Origin of the sequence: Pseudomonas sp. ML2-2023-3, assembly GCF_037055275.1 — a bacterium.
GTDB lineage: Bacteria > Pseudomonadota > Gammaproteobacteria > Pseudomonadales > Pseudomonadaceae > Aquipseudomonas.
The window spans coordinates 567,478-590,000 of the sequence record NZ_CP146343.1 but is presented as its reverse complement, the minus strand read 5'-3'; the positions used below and the strand labels follow the sequence as shown (position 1 = coordinate 590,000).

15 protein-coding genes, 2 tRNA genes, 3 rRNA genes and 2 pseudogenes (1 of these 22 running past the window's edge) are annotated in these 22,523 nt (G+C 56.2%); 19 read left to right on the top strand and 3 right to left on the bottom strand.

The genetic code is table 11. The features are described from left to right. The 8 genes and pseudogenes from V6P94_RS02625 to V6P94_RS25040 all read left to right on the top strand — a co-directional run. Window positions 1-1,859: ribosomal RNA gene (locus tag V6P94_RS02625) — 23S ribosomal RNA — on the top strand (it extends 1,033 nt beyond the left edge of the window). Window positions 1,860-2,010: 151 nt separating this feature from the next. Beyond that, window positions 2,011-2,126 (top strand): 5S ribosomal RNA (gene rrf, locus V6P94_RS02620). A 105-nt stretch (window positions 2,127-2,231) separates the two neighbouring features. Next, window positions 2,232-2,347: ribosomal RNA gene (gene rrf / locus V6P94_RS02615) — 5S ribosomal RNA — on the top strand. A gap of 301 nt (window positions 2,348-2,648) precedes the next feature. Next, window positions 2,649-3,008 (top strand): IS66 family insertion sequence element accessory protein TnpB, encoded by a 360-nt coding sequence (gene tnpB / locus V6P94_RS02605; protein ID WP_252117532.1) that lies wholly within the window; start codon window positions 2,649-2,651, stop codon window positions 3,006-3,008. Window positions 3,009-3,024: 16 nt separating this feature from the next. Continuing rightward, a complete protein-coding gene (tnpC, locus tag V6P94_RS02600) occupies window positions 3,025-4,569 on the top strand; it encodes an IS66 family transposase (RefSeq protein ID WP_338649004.1) in 1,545 nt (514 codons plus the stop codon). Between the two features lie 492 nt (window positions 4,570-5,061). Then, window positions 5,062-6,140: pseudogene (locus V6P94_RS02595) on the top strand (IS3 family transposase); the annotation flags it as partial. Between the two features lie 235 nt (window positions 6,141-6,375). Beyond that, window positions 6,376-7,401: pseudogene (locus V6P94_RS25045) on the top strand (cache domain-containing protein); the annotation flags it as partial. 69 nt (window positions 7,402-7,470) lie between these two features. After that, the gene (locus V6P94_RS25040) at window positions 7,471-8,256 is read left to right on the top strand and encodes a methyl-accepting chemotaxis protein (protein WP_374105714.1); all 786 of its coding nucleotides are present in this window, start codon (window positions 7,471-7,473) and stop codon (window positions 8,254-8,256) included. A 48-nt stretch (window positions 8,257-8,304) separates the two neighbouring features. Here V6P94_RS25040 and V6P94_RS02585 read toward each other — a convergent pair whose 3' ends face one another. Further along, on the bottom strand, window positions 8,305-9,003 hold the full coding sequence (locus V6P94_RS02585) for a GntR family transcriptional regulator (RefSeq protein ID WP_133079327.1): 699 nt from the start codon (window positions 9,001-9,003) through the stop codon (window positions 8,305-8,307). A 247-nt stretch (window positions 9,004-9,250) separates the two neighbouring features. On the opposite strand from V6P94_RS02585, the gene V6P94_RS02580 reads away from it, so the two are divergent. From V6P94_RS02580 to V6P94_RS02540, 9 genes are all read left to right on the top strand, one after another. After that, a complete protein-coding gene (locus tag V6P94_RS02580) occupies window positions 9,251-10,867 on the top strand; it encodes a glycosyltransferase family 39 protein (protein ID WP_219262599.1) in 1,617 nt (538 codons plus the stop codon). After that, a complete protein-coding gene (locus tag V6P94_RS02575; protein WP_133079325.1) occupies window positions 10,848-11,105 on the top strand; it encodes a DUF2789 domain-containing protein in 258 nt (85 codons plus the stop codon). The genes V6P94_RS02580 and V6P94_RS02575 overlap by 20 nt, the downstream gene beginning before the upstream one ends. A gap of 100 nt (window positions 11,106-11,205) precedes the next feature. Next, complete coding sequence (locus tag V6P94_RS02570) at window positions 11,206-11,637, top strand: MarR family winged helix-turn-helix transcriptional regulator (protein ID WP_133079331.1); 432 nt, start codon at window positions 11,206-11,208, stop codon at window positions 11,635-11,637. After that, window positions 11,634-13,724 carry an FUSC family protein gene (locus V6P94_RS02565; protein ID WP_133079324.1) on the top strand — a complete coding sequence of 697 codons (2,091 nt, stop codon included), beginning with the start codon at window positions 11,634-11,636 and terminating at the stop codon, window positions 13,722-13,724. Before V6P94_RS02570 ends, V6P94_RS02565 begins: the two co-directional genes overlap by 4 nt. Beyond that, window positions 13,721-13,930: a DUF1656 domain-containing protein gene (locus V6P94_RS02560; protein ID WP_016782973.1), complete on the top strand. Its 210-nt coding sequence runs from the start codon at window positions 13,721-13,723 to the stop codon at window positions 13,928-13,930. Before V6P94_RS02565 ends, V6P94_RS02560 begins: the two co-directional genes overlap by 4 nt. Beyond that, window positions 13,927-14,829, top strand: coding sequence for an HlyD family secretion protein (locus tag V6P94_RS02555; RefSeq protein ID WP_133079323.1), 903 nt, complete (start codon window positions 13,927-13,929; stop codon window positions 14,827-14,829). Before V6P94_RS02560 ends, V6P94_RS02555 begins: the two co-directional genes overlap by 4 nt. Then, complete coding sequence (locus V6P94_RS02550) at window positions 14,826-16,271, top strand: efflux transporter outer membrane subunit (RefSeq protein WP_133079322.1); 1,446 nt, start codon at window positions 14,826-14,828, stop codon at window positions 16,269-16,271. The genes V6P94_RS02555 and V6P94_RS02550 overlap by 4 nt, the downstream gene beginning before the upstream one ends. A 107-nt stretch (window positions 16,272-16,378) precedes the next feature. Beyond that, window positions 16,379-17,023 (top strand): NADH:ubiquinone oxidoreductase subunit N, encoded by a 645-nt coding sequence (locus tag V6P94_RS02545; RefSeq protein WP_133079321.1) that lies wholly within the window; start codon window positions 16,379-16,381, stop codon window positions 17,021-17,023. A 129-nt stretch (window positions 17,024-17,152) separates the two neighbouring features. Continuing rightward, the gene (locus tag V6P94_RS02540; RefSeq protein ID WP_219262597.1) at window positions 17,153-18,637 is read left to right on the top strand and encodes a YdgA family protein; all 1,485 of its coding nucleotides are present in this window, start codon (window positions 17,153-17,155) and stop codon (window positions 18,635-18,637) included. Between the two features lie 184 nt (window positions 18,638-18,821). On the opposite strand, the gene V6P94_RS02535 is transcribed toward V6P94_RS02540, so the two are convergent. Both V6P94_RS02535 and V6P94_RS02530 read right to left on the bottom strand, forming a co-directional pair. Then, window positions 18,822-18,912, bottom strand: a tRNA-Ser gene (locus tag V6P94_RS02535). A gap of 186 nt (window positions 18,913-19,098) precedes the next feature. Continuing rightward, a tRNA-Arg gene (locus V6P94_RS02530) sits at window positions 19,099-19,175 on the bottom strand. Window positions 19,176-19,522: 347 nt separating this feature from the next. Here V6P94_RS02530 and gabD point away from each other — a divergent pair. Together gabD and gabT are read left to right on the top strand one after the other, a co-directional pair. Next, on the top strand, window positions 19,523-20,965 hold the full coding sequence (gene gabD, locus V6P94_RS02525; protein WP_133079303.1) for an NADP-dependent succinate-semialdehyde dehydrogenase: 1,443 nt from the start codon (window positions 19,523-19,525) through the stop codon (window positions 20,963-20,965). A gap of 175 nt (window positions 20,966-21,140) precedes the next feature. Next, window positions 21,141-22,424, top strand: coding sequence for a 4-aminobutyrate--2-oxoglutarate transaminase (gene gabT / locus V6P94_RS02520; protein WP_133079302.1), 1,284 nt, complete (start codon window positions 21,141-21,143; stop codon window positions 22,422-22,424). Window positions 22,425-22,523 lie beyond the last annotated feature (99 nt).

The window sequence follows — 22,523 nt, the reverse complement described above, 5'->3', positions numbered from 1 at the left end:
CTTAGACAGCTAGGAGGTTGGCTTAGAAGCAGCCACCCTTTAAAGAAAGCGTAATAGCTCACTAGTCGAGTCGGCCTGCGCGGAAGATTTAACGGGGCTCAAACCATACACCGAAGCTACGGGTATCACTTAGGTGATGCGGTAGAGGAGCGTTCTGTAAGCCTGTGAAGGTGAGTTGAGAAGCTTGCTGGAGGTATCAGAAGTGCGAATGCTGACATGAGTAACGATAATGGGTGTGAAAAACACCCACGCCGAAAGACCAAGGTTTCCTGCGCAACGTTAATCGACGCAGGGTTAGTCGGTCCCTAAGGCGAGGCTGAAAAGCGTAGTCGATGGAAAACAGGTTAATATTCCTGTACTTCTGGTTATTGCGATGGAGGGACGGAGAAGGCTAGGCCAGCTTGGCGTTGGTTGTCCAAGTTTAAGGTGGTAGGCTGGAATCTTAGGTAAATCCGGGATTCTAAGGCCGAGAGCTGATGACGAGTTGTCTTTTAGACAACGAAGTGGTTGATGCCATGCTTCCAAGAAAAGCTTCTAAGCTTCAGGTAACCAGGAACCGTACCCCAAACCGACACAGGTGGTTGGGTAGAGAATACCAAGGCGCTTGAGAGAACTCGGGTGAAGGAACTAGGCAAAATGGCACCGTAACTTCGGGAGAAGGTGCGCCGGTGAGGGTGAAGCATTTACTGCGTAAGCCCATGCCGGTCGAAGATACCAGGCCGCTGCGACTGTTTATTAAAAACACAGCACTCTGCAAACACGAAAGTGGACGTATAGGGTGTGACGCCTGCCCGGTGCCGGAAGGTTAATTGATGGGGTTAGCTAACGCGAAGCTCTTGATCGAAGCCCCGGTAAACGGCGGCCGTAACTATAACGGTCCTAAGGTAGCGAAATTCCTTGTCGGGTAAGTTCCGACCTGCACGAATGGCGTAACGATGGCGGCGCTGTCTCCACCCGAGACTCAGTGAAATTGAAATCGCTGTGAAGATGCAGTGTATCCGCGGCTAGACGGAAAGACCCCGTGAACCTTTACTATAGCTTTGCACTGGACTTTGAATTTGCTTGTGTAGGATAGGTGGGAGGCTTTGAAGTGTGGACGCCAGTCTGCATGGAGCCAACCTTGAAATACCACCCTGGCAACTTTGAGGTTCTAACTCAGGTCCGTTATCCGGATCGAGGACAGTGTATGGTGGGTAGTTTGACTGGGGCGGTCTCCTCCTAAAGAGTAACGGAGGAGTACGAAGGTGCGCTCAGACCGGTCGGAAATCGGTCGTAGAGTATAAAGGCAAAAGCGCGCTTGACTGCGAGACAGACACGTCGAGCAGGTACGAAAGTAGGTCTTAGTGATCCGGTGGTTCTGTATGGAAGGGCCATCGCTCAACGGATAAAAGGTACTCCGGGGATAACAGGCTGATACCGCCCAAGAGTTCATATCGACGGCGGTGTTTGGCACCTCGATGTCGGCTCATCACATCCTGGGGCTGAAGCCGGTCCCAAGGGTATGGCTGTTCGCCATTTAAAGTGGTACGCGAGCTGGGTTTAGAACGTCGTGAGACAGTTCGGTCCCTATCTGCCGTGGACGTTTGAGATTTGAGAGGGGCTGCTCCTAGTACGAGAGGACCGGAGTGGACGAACCTCTGGTGTTCCGGTTGTCACGCCAGTGGCATTGCCGGGTAGCTATGTTCGGGAAAGATAACCGCTGAAAGCATCTAAGCGGGAAACTTGCCTCAAGATGAGATCTCACTGGAACCTTGAGTTCCCTAAAGGGCCGTCGAAGACTACGACGTTGATAGGTTGGGTGTGTAAGCGCTGTGAGGCGTTGAGCTAACCAATACTAATTGCCCGTGAGGCTTGACCATATAACACCCAAGCAATTTGAGTCGAAGAGACCAGATTGCGGTGTGTGAAGACGATACAGACCGAAAGTTTGCGACTCACAAAACACCAAACTATTACATACCCATTCGCTGGAGCGTAAACCGAAAGGTAAACGACCTGGCTACCGAATTTCTTGACGACCATAGAGCATTGGAACCACCTGATCCCATCCCGAACTCAGAAGTGAAACGATGCATCGCCGATGGTAGTGTGGGGTTTCCCCATGTGAGAGTAGGTCATCGTCAAGATTAAATTCCAAAATCCCTGTCTGCTCGCGCAGACGGGGATTTTGTTTTTATAGAAGTACCAAGTTTTCGCAGAGACGTTTTCATGACGGATCTGACACAGAATTTCTTGACGACCATAGAGCATTGGAACCACCTGATCCCATCCCGAACTCAGAAGTGAAACGATGCATCGCCGATGGTAGTGTGGGGTTTCCCCATGTGAGAGTAGGTCATCGTCAAGATTGAATTCCGAAACCCCTGTCTGCTAACGCAGACAGGGGTTTTGTTTTTTGCGCGATATAAATCCCCAGTGTAGTGGTCTAATGAAACCGGACACCCTTTTAGGCGAGAATACTCGCCAGATCGAGGTGTCAGATGACCAAACAACGCCGTACCTTTTCCGCTGAATTCAAACGCGAGGCTGCCGACCTCGTGCTCAAGCAAAACTACAGCTTCATCGTATCCGCTCCATGAACCCCACATTCCAAGCGGATAGCTGACGGCCGATGCTGTGCTCCCTATTTCCAACAGGAGCCAATCACCATGATGCGTCCCAATGCCAGCGTTGAAAAAGTGTACCTCTATCCAAAGCCGGTAGACTTTAGAAAGTCCATCGATGGCCTGGCTGCGCTGGTCGAACTGGATATCAAGGTCGCGGTGTTTGACCCCGTGCTCTTTGTTTTCCTGAATCGCCACCGTAACCGCGTCAAAGTGTTGTACTGGGAGCGCAACGGCTTCTGCCTTTGGCTCAAGCGTCTGGAGTCCGAGCGTTTTAAAATCTCACCTGATGAGGTGGACGAGGCTATCGTGCTGACCGTTCAGGAACTGAACTGGCTATTGGATGGATTTGATCTCTGGCGCAACCGTCCTCACAAGGTTTTAACGCCAAGATTCGTCGCTTAACAGGTATAATCCGGGCATGAATTTGATGCCCGAAGACCTCCCTGATGACCCTATTCTGCTCAAGCAAATGTTGCTTGAGGCACTCAGCCGTCAGCAGGTAACGGCTGAGGCATACCAGACTCATATCGTCGATCTAAAAGAACAGATCAAGTTGCTGCGCGACCGTTTATTCGGGCGTAAATCCGAGCAGACCGTTGAACCCAACACCCCACAACTCGCGTTATTCAACGAGCCCGAAAGCGAGCCGATGCCTTCAATCGGCGACGCTGACGAAGAAGTGGTTGCTCCGACCCCACCTCGTGGCAAACGCAAGCCACTGTCAGCTGATCTACCGCGCATCGAAGTCATCCACGAACTGCCCGAGCACGAACTGACCTGTGCCTGCGGTTGCCGCAAGCACGTGATCAGCGAAGAAATCAGCGAACAGCTGGATATCGTGCCGATGCAGATCCGTGTCATCAAACATATCCGCAAGGTTTACGGTTGCCGTGGCTGCGAAACGGCACCGGTCACCGCCGACAAGCCGGCTCAACTGATCGAAAAGAGCATGGCCAGCCCAAGCGTTCTGGCCATGCTGCTGACCACGAAGTACGTCGATGGCTTACCGCTGCATCGTTTCGAAACGGTTCTGAGCCGGCATGGTATCGATATCCCGCGTCAGACTCTCGCTCGCTGGGTTATCCAGTGCGGCGAGCACTTACAACCGTTGCTGAATTTGATGCGCGACCGGTTGCTGGAAAGCACGGTCATCCACTGCGATGAAACCCGTGTTCAGGTACTGAAAGAACCGGATCGAGACCCTACCAGCCAATCCTGGATGTGGGTGCAGGCCAGCGGGCCGCCAGACCGAAAAGTCGTGCTGTTCGACTACACCTCCAGCCGTGCGCAGGACGTGCCGTTGCGTCTGCTGGAAAGTTATCGTGGTTACGTGATGACCGACGATTACGCGGGATATAACGCGTTGGCGTTGCAGTCGGGTGTGGAGCGGCTGGCGTGTATGGCCCATGCGCGGCGCAAGTTCGTTGACGCGCAAAAAGTGCAACCCAAAGGCAAGACAGGTCGCGCCGATATTGCACTGACGATGATTAACAAGTTGTACGGCATCGAGCGTGAACTCAAGGATGCCAGTGATGAGCAGCGTTTTATTGTCCGTCAGGAAAAGAGCCTGCCGATCCTGGCCCAGTTGAAAGGCTGGCTGGAAAAAACGCAGCCTCAGGTCACCCCTCAAAGTGTTCTGGGCAAGGCAGTTAACTACCTGGCCAGCAACTGGAGCCGGCTGGAACGCTACGTGGAAGCCGGTTTTTTACCTATCGACAACAATGCGGCCGAAAGGGCGATAAAACCGTTCGTTATCGGTCGTAAGGCGTGGCTGTTCAGCGACACGCCCAAAGGCGCTACCGCCAGTGCTCAGATATACAGTCTGGTGGAGACCGCCAAGGTCAACGGCCAGGAGCCCTATACGTGGCTACGCCACGTACTGGAGCAGTTACCACATGCGCAGTCGGTGGCGGACTATGAAGCACTGCTGCCGTGGAACTGTTCGCCAGAGATACGACGTTAAGCCTGACCCTATCGTGGGTGGTTGGATCGTATGCTATCGAGACCTTTCGATATCCTTTGCTGTACCGCCAAATCCACCATGCACGTAATAGATTCGGGACGTTTTTTGGGCCTCCAAAGCCCTGTAAAAACAGAAAATCCTACCCCCGGTACAAAAATAGTCCTACCCCCGGTACAGGTCAAAAATGGCTCACATGAGCACAGATAGGGCGTACTTCTGGATTTTCGTGGCATTTGAATGGCATTTAAACGCCACAGAAATGGGGGCCATCTTTTGTACCAGCTGAAATACCTGGCCTTGGCATTTTTGTGCCACTGAAATAACCAAACTTTGACATTTTCGTGCCACTAAAATAGCCAAACATTGGCATTCTTATGTCAGCAAAATGGTAAGCGAGCTATTTATGTGCCACAGGTAGAGAAATATGAGGCGCCGCGTCTGGGACAGGTGGTGACTTTGAATGTGGGGTTCATGGAGCGCTTACGCTTCATCGAAGCCAGTCGTTCACTGAGTGTTGGTGAGTCGGCGCTGCGCCGCTGGGTCGACCAGCTTCAGCAAGAGCGCACCGGCGTCACGCCCCAGAGCAAGGCCCTGACACCAGAGCAGCAAAAAATCCAGGAGTTGGAAGCTCGGATTGCTCGCCTCGAGCGCGAGAAATCAATATTAAAAAAGGCTACCGCGCTCTTGATGTCGGAAGATCTCGAGCGTACGCGCTGATCAATCAGCTAAGCGTCCATGAGCCTGTTGACTGCTTGTGCGAGGCGTTTGAGGTCGCTCGTTCGGGGTACTACGCGCATCGTCTAAGGCGGCGAACACCAGATGTTGAGCGGCTCAGGCTGCGTAGCCGAGTGAGCGAGTTGTTCACCCAGGGCCGAAGTGCTCCCGGCAGTCGAAGCATCACGTTGATGATGCAAGAAGAAGGTGAGCAAATTGGACGGTTTAAGGTACGCAGGCTGATGCGTGAGCTGGAGTTGGTCAGCAAGCAGCCAGGATCACACGCCTATAAAAAGGCGACAGTCGAGCGGCCGGATATCCCAAATATATTGAACCGAGAATTTGATGTCGAAGCGCCCAACCAGGTCTGGTGCGGCGACATCACCTACATCTGGGCACAGGGGAAATGGCACTACCTTGCGGTTGTCATGGATCTTTACGCTCGCCGAGTGGTGGGCTGGGCGTTATCAGAAAAGCCGGATGCAGACTTGGTGATCAAGGCGTTGGATGTGGCTTACGAGCAGCGTGGCAAGCCGCAAGGCCTGCTATTTCACTCAGACCAGGGATCCCAATATGGCAGCCGCAACTTTCGCCAGCGGCTGTGGCGTTATCGCATGCGTCAGAGTATGAGCCGCCGAGGAAACTGCTGGGATAATGCGCCGATGGAGCGGGTTTTTCGCAGCTTGAAAACAGAGTGGATACCAACCACTGGCTACATGACCGGCCACCAGGCTCAGAGAGATATTAGCCAGTACCTGATGCATCACTACAACTGGATCCGACCTCATCAATTTAACGATGGATTGGCCCCAGCGAAAACGGAAGAAAAACTCAAAACCGTGTCCGGGATGAGTTGACCACTACACAGCGCCTTCTGTTCTCTAGCCCTTCCCATATCCCTTTTTAAAGCCACGGCTGCGCTTTCGTCGGATTAAACACATAGCTACCAAAAGTGGCTAAGTATTCCGCAATTGGTGCCGACAGCCTGTTGAGCAATGCGTACGAGCAGACCTGCCAAGAGGTTGTCTGCGCTGTTACACACAACGGTGCCCACGTACGCATCCAACCTTTTGGCATAAGAAGTCCCATGCTATGAATCTAAAGTTCAGCCATAAAATCCTTCTGGCCGCTTCAGGGGTCGTGGTTCTGGCGTTTGCATTATTCACTTTGTATAACGACTACCTGCAGCGCGACACCATCAAGCAAAACATCGAGTCCTCGGTGCAGCAAGCTGGCAACCTGACAGCCAGCAGTGTTCAGAATTGGCTCAGTGGCCGCATCCTGGTGCTGGAGAGCCTCGCACAAAGCATTGCGCATCAAGGCAGCCAGGCTGATCTGCCCGGCCTGGTCGATCAGCCAGCGTTTACCTCCAACTTCCAGTTCACCTACGTCGGGCAAGCCAACGGAGTTTTTACCCAGCGCCCCGATGCCACAATGCCCGAAGGTTATGACCCCCGTGAGCGCCCTTGGTACAAGCAAGCGGTAAGCGCTGGTCAGACCATGCTGACACCGCCCTACATGGCAGCTGTCGGGGGCCTGATTGTGACCATTGCCATGCCGGTTAAAAAAGGCGGTGAGCTGCTCGGCGTGGCAGGCGGTGATCTGAGCCTCGATAGCCTGGTCAAAATCATTAACTCAGTTGATTCAGGTGGTCTGGGTTATGCGTTTTTGGTGAGCAGCGATGGCCAGATCATCGTCAGTCCGGATAAAAATCAGGTGATGAAAAACCTGAAGGATATCTACCCGTCCAGTGCTCTACGCATTGAAAAAGGTGTTCAGGAAGTCAGGCTCGACGGCCAGGAGCGGATTATTTCCTTTACCCCGGTGACAGGCTTGCCGTCCGCAGATTGGTTTATCGGTCAATCCATCGACAAAGAAAAGGCTTACGCGCCGCTGTCTAAATTCCGCACATCGGCAGTGATTGCGATGTTTATTGCCGTGGCCGCGATTGCACTGCTGCTGAGCTTGTTGATCCAGGTATTAATGCGTCCGCTCACTACGATGGGGCGTGCGATGCAAGACATCGCGCAAGGCGAAGGCGACCTGACACGGCGCTTGGTCATTGAGAACAAGGATGAATTTGGGGAGTTGGCCAGCTCGTTCAACCAGTTCGTTGAGCGTATTCACGCGTCAATCAGCGAAGTGTCCTCTGCTACCCGCCATGTGCATGATTTGTCTCACCGCGTCATGGCATCGTCCAACGCATCCATTGTCGGCTCGGACGAGCAGAGTGCGCGAACCAACAGCGTGGCCGCCGCCATCAACGAGTTGGGTGCTGCCACCCAGGAAATCGCCCGCAATGCTGCCGACGCGTCACAGCATGCCAGCGGAGCCAGTGAGCAGGCAGATGATGGTCGCAAGGTTGTCGAGCAGACCATCCAGGCCATGACCGAGCTTTCGCAGAAGATCAGTCTGTCGTGTGCGCAAATCGAAACCCTGAATGCCAGCACCGACAATATCGGCCACATTCTGGATGTGATCAAAGGCATCTCTCAGCAAACCAACCTGCTGGCCCTCAACGCAGCCATTGAGGCCGCGCGTGCGGGGGAGGCGGGTCGAGGCTTTGCCGTGGTGGCCGATGAGGTACGCAACCTCGCTCACCGCACTCAGGAGTCGGCGGAGGAGATACATAAAATGATCACCTCGCTGCAAGTGGGTTCCCGCGAAGCGGTCAGCACCATGAATGCGAGCCAGATTTCCAGCGAAGAAAGCGTCGAGGTCGCGAATCAGGCGGGGGCTCGATTGATCAGCGTGACTCAACGTATCGAAGAAATCGACGGAATGAACCAGTCGGTTGCCGCCGCAACCGAGGAACAGACCGCCGTGGTCGAAACCCTCAATGTGGATATCAACCAGATCAACCTGCTTAACCAGCAAGGTGTGGTGAACCTCAACGAAACCCTCAAGGACTGCGATGCCCTGTCGCAGCAAGCCAGTCGTCTCAAGCAATTGGTCGACAGCTTCAAGATCTGAGGATCGCTAGTCGCTCAAGACTTATCCACAGCCCTGGCGTTTCAAGCGTCAGGGCTGTTTTGCATTCTGAGTGTTCAGATAGTGGGTAATAGCCGTAACACCGCGTTGCAGATGTAACTCCAACTCTGCAATGCATGACTCAACATCTCTGGCTCGGGCATGACGCAACAGTGCCCTGTGATCGTCCTGGCACAACTTGCCAAGGTCCATCTGCTCAAGGTTAAAGCGCAGAAAGCGTTCTTCCTCGATAAGCCCTGCCTCAATCAACGCCAGCAGTTTTCGATTCGGCGCCCTGCAGTAAAGCGCTTGATGAAATTGCCGGTTGAGTGTGCCGATCTTGCCGAAATCTGTTTCGGATTCAAGTGCCTCGATATAGCTGTCGGCCGTTTCAAAGTCCTCGTCAGTCAGCAGTGGTACTGACAGACGCAGTGCCTGGGCTTCAAGCAACAGGCGCAGCTCGTAGGTCTCCAGCGAGTTGTCCTCGATCAAAGGAGCAACAACCGCTCCTTTGTATTGCACGACCTGCAGCAAGCCTTGAGCTTCCAGCTGACGCAGTGCCTCGCGCACGGGCATTCGGCTAACGCCAAACAACTGTGCCAACGCCTCTTGGCGGATTGCGGTACCGCATGGCAAGCGGCCATCAAGAATGGCGTTGCGCAAAGTTTCTTCAATCACCACCCGCGCCAAATGAGCGGGTATGGGGCCCGATACAACTATGCTGTTTAAAGGATTGAGTTTGACGGCCACGTTGCTACTACCTACGCCGAAAGTTCAGCACGCTTGTTTGGATCCAATTCAAGTTAGGTACTGACCCAATCCTTGTCAAACCTTGTTACGTTTAGTTTAGCCTGACTGCGAGATAAGAGATTGCATGGTGCCACTATCTTTCTTTTCCAGGACGCTTCAGCCCGCTCCCTTTTGTCAGGGCCTGTGCCCTACAATCGCCAAAATCAAAGCTGCCCAAATCGCAGCCTTAATGCACAGCAGGTGAAGGATGGGCGTACTCAGCAAGAACGATGTGGGGGAGTTGCGGTTGCGTACTCCTGAGTCGCCCCACATTGCACTCACCCAAATAGTTCGCCAGCCGTGGCTGTGGTGCATATTGCTCTTGGCCTCAGTGGTGCGGCTCTATGGTTTTACAGCCTCTGCCGTCTGGTGCGACGAGGGCTCCAGCCTGATGCTGAGCGACTATCCCCTCGCCGAAATCTGGTTGCATGCGTCGCACGATGTTCACCCTCCGTTGTATTTCATGCTGCTGCATGGCTGGATGGCGCTGTTTGGTGACGGTCTTGTCTCCATCCGAACCCTGAGTGTCTTGCCGGGTATCGCAACCGTATTGCTGGGCATGTGGCTCGTGCGGTTGATTGCAACCCAAAGAGCCGCGTTACTGGCCGGGCTTCTGCTGGCATTGCTGCCGACTGCAGTGCGTTATAGCCAGGAAGTGAGGATGTACTCGCTCATGGGGCTGTGGCTGATAGGCGCCACGATTGCGCTGGTCTATTGGGTTAAAGCGCCGCATAAACTCCGTTATCCGGTCATTTACACCGGGTTGATGGCGGCAGCGTTCTATACGCATTACTTCACCGCTTTCTGTGTGATCGCCCACTGGCTATATCTGTTGATCAGTGGCCGTAGCTCCGGGTGGTTGATCAAGCGTCCCGCCTGGTGGTTGGCCAATGTTGCCATTGTGTTGTTGTTTCTGCCCTGGCTCCCCGGCCTGGTGGATCTGCTGCAGCACATGGACGACCTCAAGAGCGGCGGTGATGTGGGCTGGGAGCCTGCAGTCGATGCCCGCTCTTTGCCCGCCATGACCTGGCAGCTTTTGATTCAGGACGAAGGCGAAAACCTGCCTTGGCCGCTGTTCTGGCTGGCACCGCTTGCACTGCTGGGCGGCTTGGTATGGATGGCGGTTCGCGATTCATCCCGGCATAAATTCACTGGATTGATCGTGATTTACACCCTGCTGCCGATCCTGGCCATTTACGCCGTGTCGTTTGTCTCGCCGCTGTTTATCGAGCGTTACGTGATGTTTGCCGCACTTGGCTTGCCACTGCTTGTGGCGATCGCAGTGGATCGCCTGCTCAAGCACAAGCGTGCGTTGGCCTTCGCACTTCTGTCACTGTTTGTTGGCACTGAGTTGGTGGGCCTGCGCAGTAACTTCAGCAGCGATGCCGACCATTTTGATCGTCTGGTTGAGCACGTAAACCAACAGTTCCTGCCTGGTGACCGAATCGTAGTCAGTGACCTGTTCTGGTACTTCAGTTACGTCTACTACAACAAGACCGGGATTGAACCCCTGCTCTACACGCCGCCCACAGACAGCGGCGCATCCGGACGTCCTAACAACTACGGGTTTGGCACCCTGGTGAACGCCAATGGGGCCAAAATCTATGTTGATCGACTGGCAGACTTGCCGGCCGGTACGGGGCGGGTCTGGCTGATCAGTAGCAAAGAACTGCCGGATGATTTCGGCTCTATTCCAGCAGGTTGGCACAAAGCACAGGACTTGGCCGTCGATGACACCCAGGCTCGACTATATTTGACTTGCCTTGGGGCCGAATGCGGCCCTGAACCTGAATGGAGTCAACTCAATGCAAAAGCCAACCCATAGCCTCCCGTCCTTGTTCAAACAACTGGGCCTGCCGTCCAGCCCCGAAGATATCGAAAAATTTGTCACAACCCACTCACCGCTCAAGCCTGACCTGAAGCTCGAAGACGCATTTTTCTGGACGCCTGCCCAAGCGGCGTTTTTGCGTGAAGAGCATCTTGAGGATGCCGATTGGGCTGAAATCGTCGACCAACTGAACCTCATGCTGCGCACAAAACCGATCGTAGGTAAGCAGAAATAAATGGCAACACTTGACTGTGATCATCTGGCCGCGCAATATTAATAGTTAGCAAACTAACATTATGTGACGCCTCTTGCCTGACACTCTCGATCCACTGCAAATGAGCATCAGCACCGGCATGGTGGTTGCGACTCGCCATTGGCGTCGCGTCTGCCAGGCTACGCTGGTCAACTACGGCATTTCCGAAGCCTGTGCCATGCCGCTGCTGATTATCGGGCGCTTGGGGGAGGGGGTGAGACAAGTCACCGTGGCCCATGCTGCCGGGATGGAAAGCCCGTCGCTGGTGCGTCTGCTCGATCAGCTGTGCAAGGCCGGCTACGTACGCCGCTGTGAAGATGCCAGCGACCGACGCGCCAAAACCCTGAGTCTTACCGACACCGGACGCGCCCTGGTGCAATCGATTGAAGCCCAACTCGTGCAACTGAGAAGAGCGGCTCTGGCAGGCATTTCGCTGGCTGACCAGGAAGCCGCACTGCGTGTGATCAAAGCCTTTGAAGCGGCCGGTCAACTGCCTGACGGAGCGATGAATTGAACGGGTTTTTCAGCAGCATGCCGCCTGCCCGTGACTGGTTCTATGGTGTGCGCACGTTCGCCGCATCGATGATCGCGCTGTATATCGCATTGTTAATGGAAATGCCCCGTCCGTATTGGGCCATGGCCACGGTTTACATCGTCTCCAGCCCCTTCGTCGGGCCTACCAGTTCCAAGGCGGTGTACCGCGCACTGGGCACCCTGATCGGCGCTGCGGCTGCCGTATTTTTTGTCCCGCTATTTGTGCAAACGCCATTTCTGCTGGTGTTGGTGATCGCGCTCTGGACCGGCATTTTGCTGTTTCTGTCGCTGCACCTGCGCACTGCCAACAGCTACATATTCATGCTTGCCGGTTACACCATGCCCATGATCGCTTTGCCGATTGTGGACAACCCGCTGAACGTCTTCGACATCGCCGTCTCGCGTACCGAGGAAATCATGCTCGGGATAGTCTGCGCGGCGGTGGTCGGCAGCATGTTCTGGCCTCGCCGCTTGACCCCGGTTTTTATCGACTCGGCGGCCAAGTGGTTCGCCGATGCGAGCAATTACAGCAAGCACTTTCTGGCTCGCGACGTTGAGCCGAGCAAAGCCAGCGGCCTGCGCGCATCGATGGTCACGACCTTCAACAGTCTTGAAATGATGATTGGCCAACTGCCCCATGAGGGCGCGCACCCGCAGACCGTGCGCAATACCAAAGAGTTGCGCGGGCGCATGATCCACTTGTTACCCGTGGTCGATGCACTGGACGACGCACTCTACGCGCTGGAGCGTCGCGCCCCTGAACTGCTCGATAAAGTCACTCCTTTGCTCGACCATGCTCAGCTGTGGCTTGAAAGTACCCGGGAAGGGGCTTCGATCGAGCATTGGCAAGCATTGCGCCATGAACTCGAAGCGTTACAACCCAGTGCTGCGGCGCTGGATGATCGTCGCCAATTGGTTTTTTCCAACGTGCTGTATCGACTGGGCGAATGGATCGACCTGTGGCAAGACTGTCGCAGCCTGCAAAAAGCCATATCGACCGGTAGTCAGGATGTCTGGCGTGCCGTATACCGGCATTGGCGCCTTGGGCGGCTGACGCCGTTTCTCGATCGCGGGCTGATGCTCTATTCGGCATTTTCCACCGTGACTGCGATTGTCGTCGCCTCAGTGCTGTGGATATTGCTCGGCTGGACCGACGGCGCCAGTGCCGTGATTCTGGCCGCGGTGGCCTGCAGTTTTTTTGCCTCGATGGACGACCCGGCGCCGCAGATCTACCGATTCTTTTTCTGGACCTCGCTGTCGGTGGTGTTCGCCAGCCTGTACCTGTTTGTAATCCTGCCCAACCTGCACGACTTTCCGATGCTGGTACTGGCGTTCGCAGTGCCGTTCATCTGCGTGGGTACCCTGACCGTACAACCGCGTTTTTACCTGGGCACATTGCTGACCATCGTCAACACCGCTTCGTTTATCAGCATTCAGGGCGCCTACGATGCGGACTTCATGGTGTTCATGAACGCCAACCTGGCAGGCCCCATCGGTCTGCTGTTTGCCTTCGTCTGGACCCTGCTTGCGCGTCCGTTCGGTGCCGAGCTGGCGGCCAAGCGTCTGACGCGTTTCAGCTGGCGCGACATCGTCACCCTGACCCAGCCCGCGACTCTGGCCGAGCACCGGCACATGGGGGCGCAAATGCTTGATCGCCTGATGCAGCACTTGCCGCGTCTGGCCTTGACCGGGCAGGACACGGGCAGCGCTCTGCGTGATCTGCGGGTCGCACTCAACCTTCTGGACTTGCTGGCCTATGCGCCAAGGGTCACGGGTATACCGCAACGGCTGTTGCGTCAGGTGGTGAGCGATGTGGGTGACTACTTTTGCGCCTGCCTCAAGGCGGGTGAGCGTTTGCCAATGCCCCTTGGCCTGCAAATGACCATGGACCGCACTCGCCGCGCCCTCAACGCCAACGACCTGCAAGGCGAAGGCGAAGCGCGGGTGCACCTGCTGCATGCCCTTAGCGGGCTGCGTCTGGCTTTGCTGCCTGGCGTCGAATTTATCGTCGACAACGACGACCTGTCACATCCTCAGGCTCAAAGCATTGATGGAGCGCCGCTATGATCGGTGATGTAGATATCAGCGGGGTATTCCTGCCCACGCTCCTGGTATTGATGGGCATTACCTATTTACTGTTTTTGGTGGTTCACGGGTTACTCACGCGTGTGCACTTTTACCGTCTGGTCTGGCACCGGGCTTTGTTCAACGTCGGTCTCTACGCTCTGTTACTCGGCGTTGTGGATTCGTTTAGTCGATATCTGATGACATGAAAAAACCTTTACTGACCTTGGGCCGTGTCGTTCTCACCTTATTGGTGGTGACGTTTGCCTGCGTCGTGGTCTGGCGCATGACCATGTATTACATGTTTGCTCCCTGGACCCGCGACGCCCACATCCGAGCCGACATTGTGCAAATAGCCCCCGATGTCTCGGGCTTGATCAAGCAGGTCGATGTGCGTGACAACCAGCTCGTCACCCGTGACCAGGTGCTGTTTGTCATCGATCAGGAACGCTTCAAACTGGCGTTGCGCCAAGCCCAGGCCACGGTTGCCGATCGCAAGGAAACCCTGGCGCAAGCCCAGCGTGAAAGCCGTCGTAACAAGGGGCTGGGTAATCTGGTCGCCCGTGAGCTGCTCGAAGAAAGCCAGTCCCGTGAAATGCGCGCTCAGGCCGCGCTCACCGAGGCCCAGGTGGCCGTGGACAGTGCTCAGCTGAACCTAGACCGTACCGTCGTGCGCAGCCCGGTTGATGGCTACGTCAATGACCGGGCACCCCGGGTCAATGAGTTCGTCACGGCGGGGCGGCCTGTGTTGTCGATTGTCGACAGCACCTCGTTCCATATCGACGGTTATTTCGAGGAGACAAAGCTCGATGGCATCCATGTCGGTCAGAGCGTTGATATCCGCGTGATTGGCGACAATGCCCGTTTGCGTGGTCATGTCGAAAGCATCGTGGCGGGTATCGAAGACCGTGACCGTACCAGCGGCCAGAACCTGCTGCCCAACGTCAACCCGGCGTTCAGCTGGGTACGGCTGGCGCAGCGGATTCCGGTGCGCATTGTGTTTGATGATGTGCCGGAGGACTTTCGCATGATCGCCGGTCGCACTGCGACAGTGTCCATTATCGAAGACTCGTCCAAAGACAGGCCTGCCCCGGAGAGTGCGCGATGAAAGCCGTTCACCTGGCAGCCGTAGGGCTGGGTTTGCTGCTGTCCGGTTGCCAGTTGCTTGGCCCTGATTACCACTTGCCCAAAGACGCGGCCATGCAACGCCCGGACTTGCAGGGTGAACTGGCGGGCGAGGGTGCCAATGTGATGTCCGCGCCGGTCCCCGATGATTGGTGGAAGCTCTACCAAGACCCGAAACTCAACGAGCTGGTACGTCAGGCGCTGGCCTCCAACACCGACTTGCGGGTCGCGGCGGCGAACCTGTCGCGGGCGCGGGCTCAGGTTGAGCAGGCGCAGTCGGCCGGAGGCTGGAGTGGCTCGGTGAAGGCGGGCGCTCAGCGTCTGCAAGAGTCCGGGGAAGCCTTCCTGCTGGCGGATAAGGTGCCGGTGGCCAACGTCGGCGACCTGGGCATCAGCACCTCGTATCAGTTCGATTTGTGGGGCACCTTGCAGCGCGGTATCGAAGCGGCGCAGGCCAATGCCGACGCAACTCAGGCTGCCGCCGACACCGCGCGCATCACCCTGGTAGCGGATGTGGTGCGGGCGTACACCCAAGTGTGCGCAGCCAATGAAGAACACCACATCGCTGATGAATCCCTCAGGCTGCAAGCGCAAAGCACCAGCCTGACCCAACGTCTGCGTGATGCGGGCCGCGGTGACGAAACTCAAGTCACCCGCTCCGAAACCCAGTTCAAATCGTTGCGGGCAGAATTGCCTCGTTACGAGGCGTTGCGCCAGTCCGGTTTGTTCCGCCTGTCCATGTTGCTGGCCAAGCCGCTGGACCAACTGCCATCTGGCGTTGCCACTTGTGCCGAGCTGCCGCACATCGCGCAACTGCTGCCTGTAGGTGACGGTGCAGCGCTGCTCAAGCGCCGCCCTGACGTGCGTCAGGCCGAACGCCATCTGGCCGCAGCGACCGCTGAGATAGGTGTCGCCACGGGCTCCCTGTACCCGGACATCAGCATCGGTGCCAGCATTGGCACGGTGGGCATCATCGACAATCTGGGTACGGCGCCCACCAACCGCTGGGGCTTTGGCCCGATGCTGAGCTGGACGATTCCGACCAATGGCTCGCGAGCCCGAATTCGTGAAGCAGAGGCTGTTACCCAGGGGGCATTGGCCAGGTTCGACGGCGTAGTGCTCAACGCCATCCGTGAAACCCAGACCAGTCTGGTGCAATACACCGCGCTGTTGCAGCGCCGCGATGCATTGGCAGATGCAGAGCAGTCGGCAAAAACCGCGGCCGATCAGACCCATCAGTTCTTCCAGGCCGGGCGCGAGTCATTTTTGGCCGACTTGCAAGCAACCCGTACCTACACCGACATGCGCGCGCAATTGTCGGCTGCCAATACCCAGGTAGCCATGAGCCAGATCGATCTGTTTCTGGCCCTGGGTGGCGGCTGGGAAAGTGGACGAACGCACGCCCCTGCAAACGCTAAACCCTGACAGCGTTGCTATGCTCTGAATTATCGGTATCAGAACGATGGTTCAGGGCGTTTGCGGGTCTGTAGCCCTCCTCATCGTGCAGACCATGCCTGATGGGGATACTAATAATGAAAAACCCTTATGCTCCCGGTTTCTGGTGTGCTGTAGCGGCGGTAGTGCTGCTTTCGGCGACTTACTTCTACGGCATCATGCTGGCGCACCAGATCGACAAGGCAATGATCTTTCTCGACAGTGCCAGCGCCCTGATTGCCGTACTGGCCATAGTGGTAGTGGCCTGCGCCCTGGTGCAAACCCGGCAAATCAAAAAGCGCCAGATCACCCAAGGCCAGACCCGTGTCCTTATCTGGGACACCAAGGTTGCATTGCGCCGGGTCGAAACGGTATTCGATCGCTATTTCTGGGGGAGCTACTGGCAGCCGGGCCGAACCTTCCAGGAGTTCATGGGCGAGCTGACCGGCACCCCGCTGGAAAAGAGCCTGGATGCCCTTAAAGCCCAATGCCTGCAACTCGATAAAGCCCTGCCATCCGAAGATCGCCAATGGCTCGACACTGCGCGTGAGCTCTCGGATGTCGCAGCGGCGATGGCCCGTGAGCGCTATCAGCTAGATTATTCGGATGTATCTTTCAATTCCGTAGGAGAAACCTGCATCGACCACGACCTGGAAGTGCTGGTGTACACCTGGAGTGCCAGCCTCAAGAGCTTTGATCATCAACTTGACGAGATCGACCAGCGTTACGCTCAACCCGCATGAGGCCTGGCGTTACTCAAGAGCAGCGCCTGCTCTGTCGCCAGTGTTAACCTGCTAGCACTTTGGGCCCATGAAGGGCTTTGCAAAGACCGCTTTTACTTTCAACACAACGGACATTGAACGGGTCAATTGATGAACAAACCATTAGGCGTGCTGGCAGGGATTGTGATTGTTGTTGGAGCACTGAATACCGCCGGGGCGTGGTACACCGGCAGCAAAATCGAAGGTGTGTTGCAGGCCGCGATTGAGCAATCCAACCAGGAGCTGGCAACCCAACTTCAAGGCTCCACCACCCACGGCACTCTCGAACTGGTGTCTATTGAGCGCAACCTCTACAGCAGCACCGCGCACTATCGCCTGAAACTCCAGGACGACAAAGCGGGCCCGGACGCACCACCTGTAGAGTTGCTGTTTGTCGATAACATCGAGCATGGCCCGCTGCCGTGGTCGCGCATCAAGACGTTCAAGTGGATGCCAGTGATGGCAGTCAACAATTACGCGTTGGAAAAATCCCCTTTCACCGAAAAGTGGTTCGCTGCAACCAAGGATCAGACGCCGCTCAAAGGCCAGGTCACCATGGGTTACAACCGCTCGGTTGATGGTCATATGGAACTGGTGGCGCTTGAGACCAAGCTGGACGACAACTCCAGCTTCAGCTTCTCGGGCCTGACCATGGAGGCTCAAACCGATGCCGATGGCCAGAACCTGAAAGCCAAAGGCTACATGGACCACCTCAAGCTCCACGCGGTCACGGTCGACAACCCGCCCGTACTGGTCGAACTCAATGGTCTGACCCTCGCCAGCGACCTGAAAAAAACGCCATTTGGCTTCTATCTCGGCCAGAACGTGATGGTACTGAGCGAAGGCCAACTGACGTATGGCGCCGCACAATCGGTCATCAAGCTCAAAAACTTCGAGTACGCGGATTCTTCTTCCGCTACTGGCAACCTGATGTCCGGGCGCCTGTCTTACAAAGTGGGTGACATCACCCTGGACGGCAAGCCAGTGGGCAGCGCGCAAATGGTCCTCACTGCCAGCAGCCTCGACATCCCGGCCATGCAGGCGCTGTTGCAGATCTACCAGAACAAATTCCAGCCTCAGGCTGACGGCACCTTGCCGCAAACACCGCTGACCCCGGCCGAACAAGTGTTGATGCAGGTAGAGGTTGAAAAACTGCTGGCCGCCAAACCGCAGCTGGCGCTGGAAAAGTTCACGATCAAAACCGAAAACGGCGAAAGCCAGCTCAACGTTGCCATGAGCCTGGCCAAGCCAACCTCGTTTGAGGCGGCGCCTATCGAAGTCACCAAGCAAATGCTGACTGCGCTGGATGCAAAACTGCAGTTGTCCAAGCCGATGATTGCTGACCTGTCAGCTGTTCAGGCGCAACTGGTCGGTCAAACTGACCCGCAAACCATTGCCAAAATGGCCAGCATGAACAGTGAGATGGCAGGTGTGATGGCCGTGCAAACCGGGTTGGCCAAAGTGGATGGCAACAACATCCTGGCTTCGCTCAATTACGCAGAAGGCCTGGTGGACCTCAATGGTCAGAAAATGAGCCTTGAAGACTTCATCACTGCAATGACCACACGCTTTGGCGGTGTCGCCAGCCAGCAGTAAATCATTCGTGGGAGCGCTGCGGTTTTTCTGAAGACCGCAGCGTTTCAATCGCGAGCAAGCCCGCTCCCACTGGATTTATGCCGGCGCGAAAAAACCACGCGCAACTGCACGTCGTGTTCATTTTTTGAGGGGGGTAAACACGGTTCCCTTGAATAAGGGAACGCATCTATAGACGGCGTAAATATGGCGGAGAACGGGGGATTCGAACCCCCGACACCCTTTTGAGGTGTACTCCCTTAGCAGGGGAGCGCCTTCGGCCACTCGGCCAGCTCTCCGCGAAACGCCGCGTATAGTAACCAGCCTTTCGTCAGTTGCCCATAAAAATTTAACCTGGCTGACGTTTAGCTGAAAAAAACCCCGAAACACAGGCACACGACGACTCACCGGATTCTCGGCGAGAGGCAAAAATGCGTTGGGGAATCTTGGTTTTGACGCTGTTCCCTTGGACAAGGGAAAGAAGATGGTGCACCAGGCGGGATTCGAACCCACGACCACTGCCTTCGGAGGGCAGTACTCTATCCAGCTGAGCTACTGGTGCGACGCGGGCGCCATAATACTCATCTGCGTGTCCCCCGTCCATGCTGCTGATTCGTCAGGTGTTTGTTGGTGCGTTATGGGCTATTAATGTGGGCCGGGGGGAAAGCGGTAAAAGATGGCCGCTTGTTCTTTTTTTCGAACAGGCTATTGTCCTTTACCCCCTTTGACCCTAGGATTCGTTTGAGATTTCAAACGCTCTTGTCTGAGTGCTAAACCGCACGGCTAACTCTTTGTGCGTTTTCTAGGTACTTTGGCAGTGAATGACTTCCTGACGGCAGCCTTCTATGGCGCCTTTCTACTATTAATAATTCGCTCCGCGCCTGCGCGGTGCTGTTAAGGAAAGCCCACATGCAGCTCAAAGACGCACAGTTGTTCCGCCAACAAGCCTATATCGATGGTGCTTGGGTCGATGCGGACGGTGGCCAGACAATCAAGGTCAACAACCCGGCTACCGGTGAAATCATCGGTACAGTGCCAAAAATGGGCGCGGTTGAAACCCGTCGCGCCATTGAAGCCGCTGACAAAGCGTTGCCAGCCTGGCGTGCCCTGACCGCCAAAGAGCGTGCCAACAAGCTGCGTCGCTGGTTTGAGCTGTTGATCGAAAACCAGGACGACCTTGGTCGCCTGATGACCCTGGAACAAGGCAAGCCTCTGGCCGAAGCCAAGGGCGAGATTGTTTACGCCGCTTCGTTCATCGAATGGTTCGCCGAAGAAGCCAAGCGCGTCTATGGCGACGTGATCCCGGGCCATCAGCCAGACAAGCGCCTGATCGTGATCAAGCAACCGATTGGTGTGACCGCTGCAATCACCCCGTGGAACTTCCCGGCGGCCATGATCACCCGTAAAGCGGGCCCGGCTTTGGCTGCTGGCTGCACCATGGTGATCAAGCCTGCTTCGCAAACTCCGTTTTCGGCGCTGGCGCTGGTTGAGCTGGCACACCGTGCCGGCATCCCTAAAGGCGTGCTGAGCGTTGTGACCGGCAGTGCGGGTGACATCGGCGGCGAGCTGACCAGCAACCCGATCGTGCGCAAGCTGTCCTTCACCGGTTCGACCGAAATCGGTCGTCAGCTGATGGCCGAATGCGCCAAGGACATCAAAAAAGTGTCGCTGGAACTGGGCGGCAACGCACCCTTCATCGTGTTTGACGACGCGGACCTGGATAAGGCCGTCGAAGGCGCGATCATTTCCAAATATCGCAACAACGGCCAGACGTGCGTTTGCGCAAACCGCCTGTACATTCAGGATTCGGTCTACGACGCTTTTGCCGAAAAATTGAAAGTGGCCGTGGCCAAGCTCAAGATCGGCAACGGTCTGGACGAAGGCACCACCACAGGTCCCCTGATCGATGACAAGGCCGTGGCCAAGGTCAAAGAACACATTGCTGACGCATTGAGCAAAGGCGCCACCCTGCTGGCCGGTGGCAACAGCATGGAAGGCAGCTTCTTCGAGCCGACCATCCTGATCAACGTGCCGAAAAACGCAGCCGTAGCGAAAGAAGAAACCTTCGGCCCGCTGGCGCCACTGTTCCGCTTCAAAGATGAAGCTGAAGTGATCGCAATGGCCAACGACACCGAGTTCGGTCTGGCATCGTACTTCTATGCCCGCGACTTGAGCCGCGTGTTCCGTGTGGCGGAAGCCTTGGAGTACGGCATGGTGGGTGTGAACACCGGCCTGATCTCCAACGAAGTCGCCCCGTTCGGCGGTATCAAGGCTTCGGGCCTGGGCCGTGAAGGGTCCAAGTACGGCATCGAAGACTACCTGGAAATCAAATATCTCTGCCTGGGCATCTAACCCGGCAGGTGGTTCGGCAGCGGGGGCACGAGAGCGATGCCTCCCCTGCGTTTCAAACTGTTAGTTCCTGTGGCCGGGAGCGCCATGCCAGTCGATCATCGAATGCTGGCATCGTTGACTCCCACGCGCGTCAGCCTTGAACCCTGCCGTTTGAAGAGCGGCGAATGAGGACACCATGAGCAACAAGACCAACGCATCCCTGATGAAACGCCGTGAAGCCGCTGTACCGCGCGGTGTTGGCCAGATTCACCCGATCTTCGCCGAATCGGCAAAAAACGCTACCGTCACCGACGTTGAAGGCCGCGAGTTCATCGACTTCGCAGGCGGTATCGCTGTTCTGAACACCGGTCACTTGCACCCGAAAATCATTGCCGCCGTGCAAGAGCAACTGACCAAGCTGACCCACACCTGCTTCCAGGTACTGGCTTACGAGCCGTACGTTGAGCTGTGCGAAAAGATCAACGCCAAGGTGCCGGGTAATTTCGACAAGAAAACCCTGTTGGTCACCACCGGCTCTGAAGCCGTTGAAAACGCCGTGAAAATCGCCCGCGCTGCCACAGGCCGTGCTGGCGTGATCGCTTTCACCGGCGCGTACCACGGTCGCACCATGATGACCCTGGGCCTGACCGGCAAAGTTGTACCGTACTCGGCAGGCATGGGCCTGATGCCAGGCGGCATCTTCCGCGCACTGTTCCCGTGCGAAATGCATGGCGTCTCGGTTGACGATTCCATCGCCAGCATCGAGCGCATCTTCAAAAACGATGCCGAGCCTAAAGACATCGCCGCTATCATCATCGAGCCGGTACAGGGCGAAGGTGGCTTCTACGTGGCGCCGAAGGCATTCATGGCCCGCCTGCGCGAGCTGTGCGACAAGCACGGCATCCTGCTGATTGCTGACGAAGTGCAAACCGGCGCTGGCCGTACTGGCACCTTCTTCGCGATGGAACAGATGGGCGTTGCTGCCGACCTGACCACCTTCGCCAAATCCATCGCTGGCGGCTTCCCGTTGGCCGGTGTATGTGGCAAGGCGGAATATATGGATGCTATCGCTCCAGGCGGTCTGGGCGGCACCTATGCCGGTAGCCCGATTGCTTGCGCAGCTGCGCTGGCAGTGCTTGAAGTGTTTGAAGAAGAACACCTGCTGGATCGCTGCAAAGAAGTTGGCGAGCGTCTGGTCACTGGCCTCAAGGCCATTCAGGCCAAGTACCCGGTGATCGGTGACGTGCGTGCCCTGGGTGCGATGATTGCGGTCGAGCTGTTCGAAGGCGGCGATTCCCACAAGCCAAACGCGGCTGCAGTGGCGCAAGTGGTTGCCAAGGCTCGCGACAAAGGTTTGATCCTGCTGTCGTGCGGCACTTACGGCAACGTGCTGCGTGTGCTGGTTCCACTGACTTCGCCAAACGAGCAGTTGGACAAAGGCCTGGCCATCATCGAAGAGTGCTTCGCTGAACTGGCTTGAGTCCACCCTTGAGGGTGTGATCTGAGACACAAAAAAACCGCTTCGGCGGTTTTTTTGCGTTTGAACTATCTGTTTGGGTGATTTTTTCTGTAACCGCGT

Excerpts from the sequence above, each read along its gene's own strand:
- tnpB (WP_252117532.1), top strand. The coding sequence starts at position 2,649 with ATGATGCGTCCCAATGCCAGCGTTGAAAAAGTGTACCTCTATCCAAAG.
- tnpC (WP_338649004.1), top strand. The coding sequence starts at position 3,025 with ATGAATTTGATGCCCGAAGACCTCCCTGATGACCCTATTCTGCTCAAG.
- V6P94_RS25040 (WP_374105714.1), top strand. The coding sequence starts at position 7,471 with ATGGCATCGTCCAACGCATCCATTGTCGGCTCGGACGAGCAGAGTGCG.
- V6P94_RS02580 (WP_219262599.1), top strand. The coding sequence starts at position 9,251 with ATGGGCGTACTCAGCAAGAACGATGTGGGGGAGTTGCGGTTGCGTACT.
- V6P94_RS02575 (WP_133079325.1), top strand. The coding sequence starts at position 10,848 with ATGCAAAAGCCAACCCATAGCCTCCCGTCCTTGTTCAAACAACTGGGC.
- V6P94_RS02570 (WP_133079331.1), top strand. The coding sequence starts at position 11,206 with ATGAGCATCAGCACCGGCATGGTGGTTGCGACTCGCCATTGGCGTCGC.
- V6P94_RS02560 (WP_016782973.1), top strand. The coding sequence starts at position 13,721 with ATGATCGGTGATGTAGATATCAGCGGGGTATTCCTGCCCACGCTCCTG.
- V6P94_RS02555 (WP_133079323.1), top strand. The coding sequence starts at position 13,927 with ATGAAAAAACCTTTACTGACCTTGGGCCGTGTCGTTCTCACCTTATTG.
- V6P94_RS02550 (WP_133079322.1), top strand. The coding sequence starts at position 14,826 with ATGAAAGCCGTTCACCTGGCAGCCGTAGGGCTGGGTTTGCTGCTGTCC.
- V6P94_RS02545 (WP_133079321.1), top strand. The coding sequence starts at position 16,379 with ATGAAAAACCCTTATGCTCCCGGTTTCTGGTGTGCTGTAGCGGCGGTA.
- V6P94_RS02540 (WP_219262597.1), top strand. The coding sequence starts at position 17,153 with ATGAACAAACCATTAGGCGTGCTGGCAGGGATTGTGATTGTTGTTGGA.
- gabD (WP_133079303.1), top strand. The coding sequence starts at position 19,523 with ATGCAGCTCAAAGACGCACAGTTGTTCCGCCAACAAGCCTATATCGAT.
- gabT (WP_133079302.1), top strand. The coding sequence starts at position 21,141 with ATGAGCAACAAGACCAACGCATCCCTGATGAAACGCCGTGAAGCCGCT.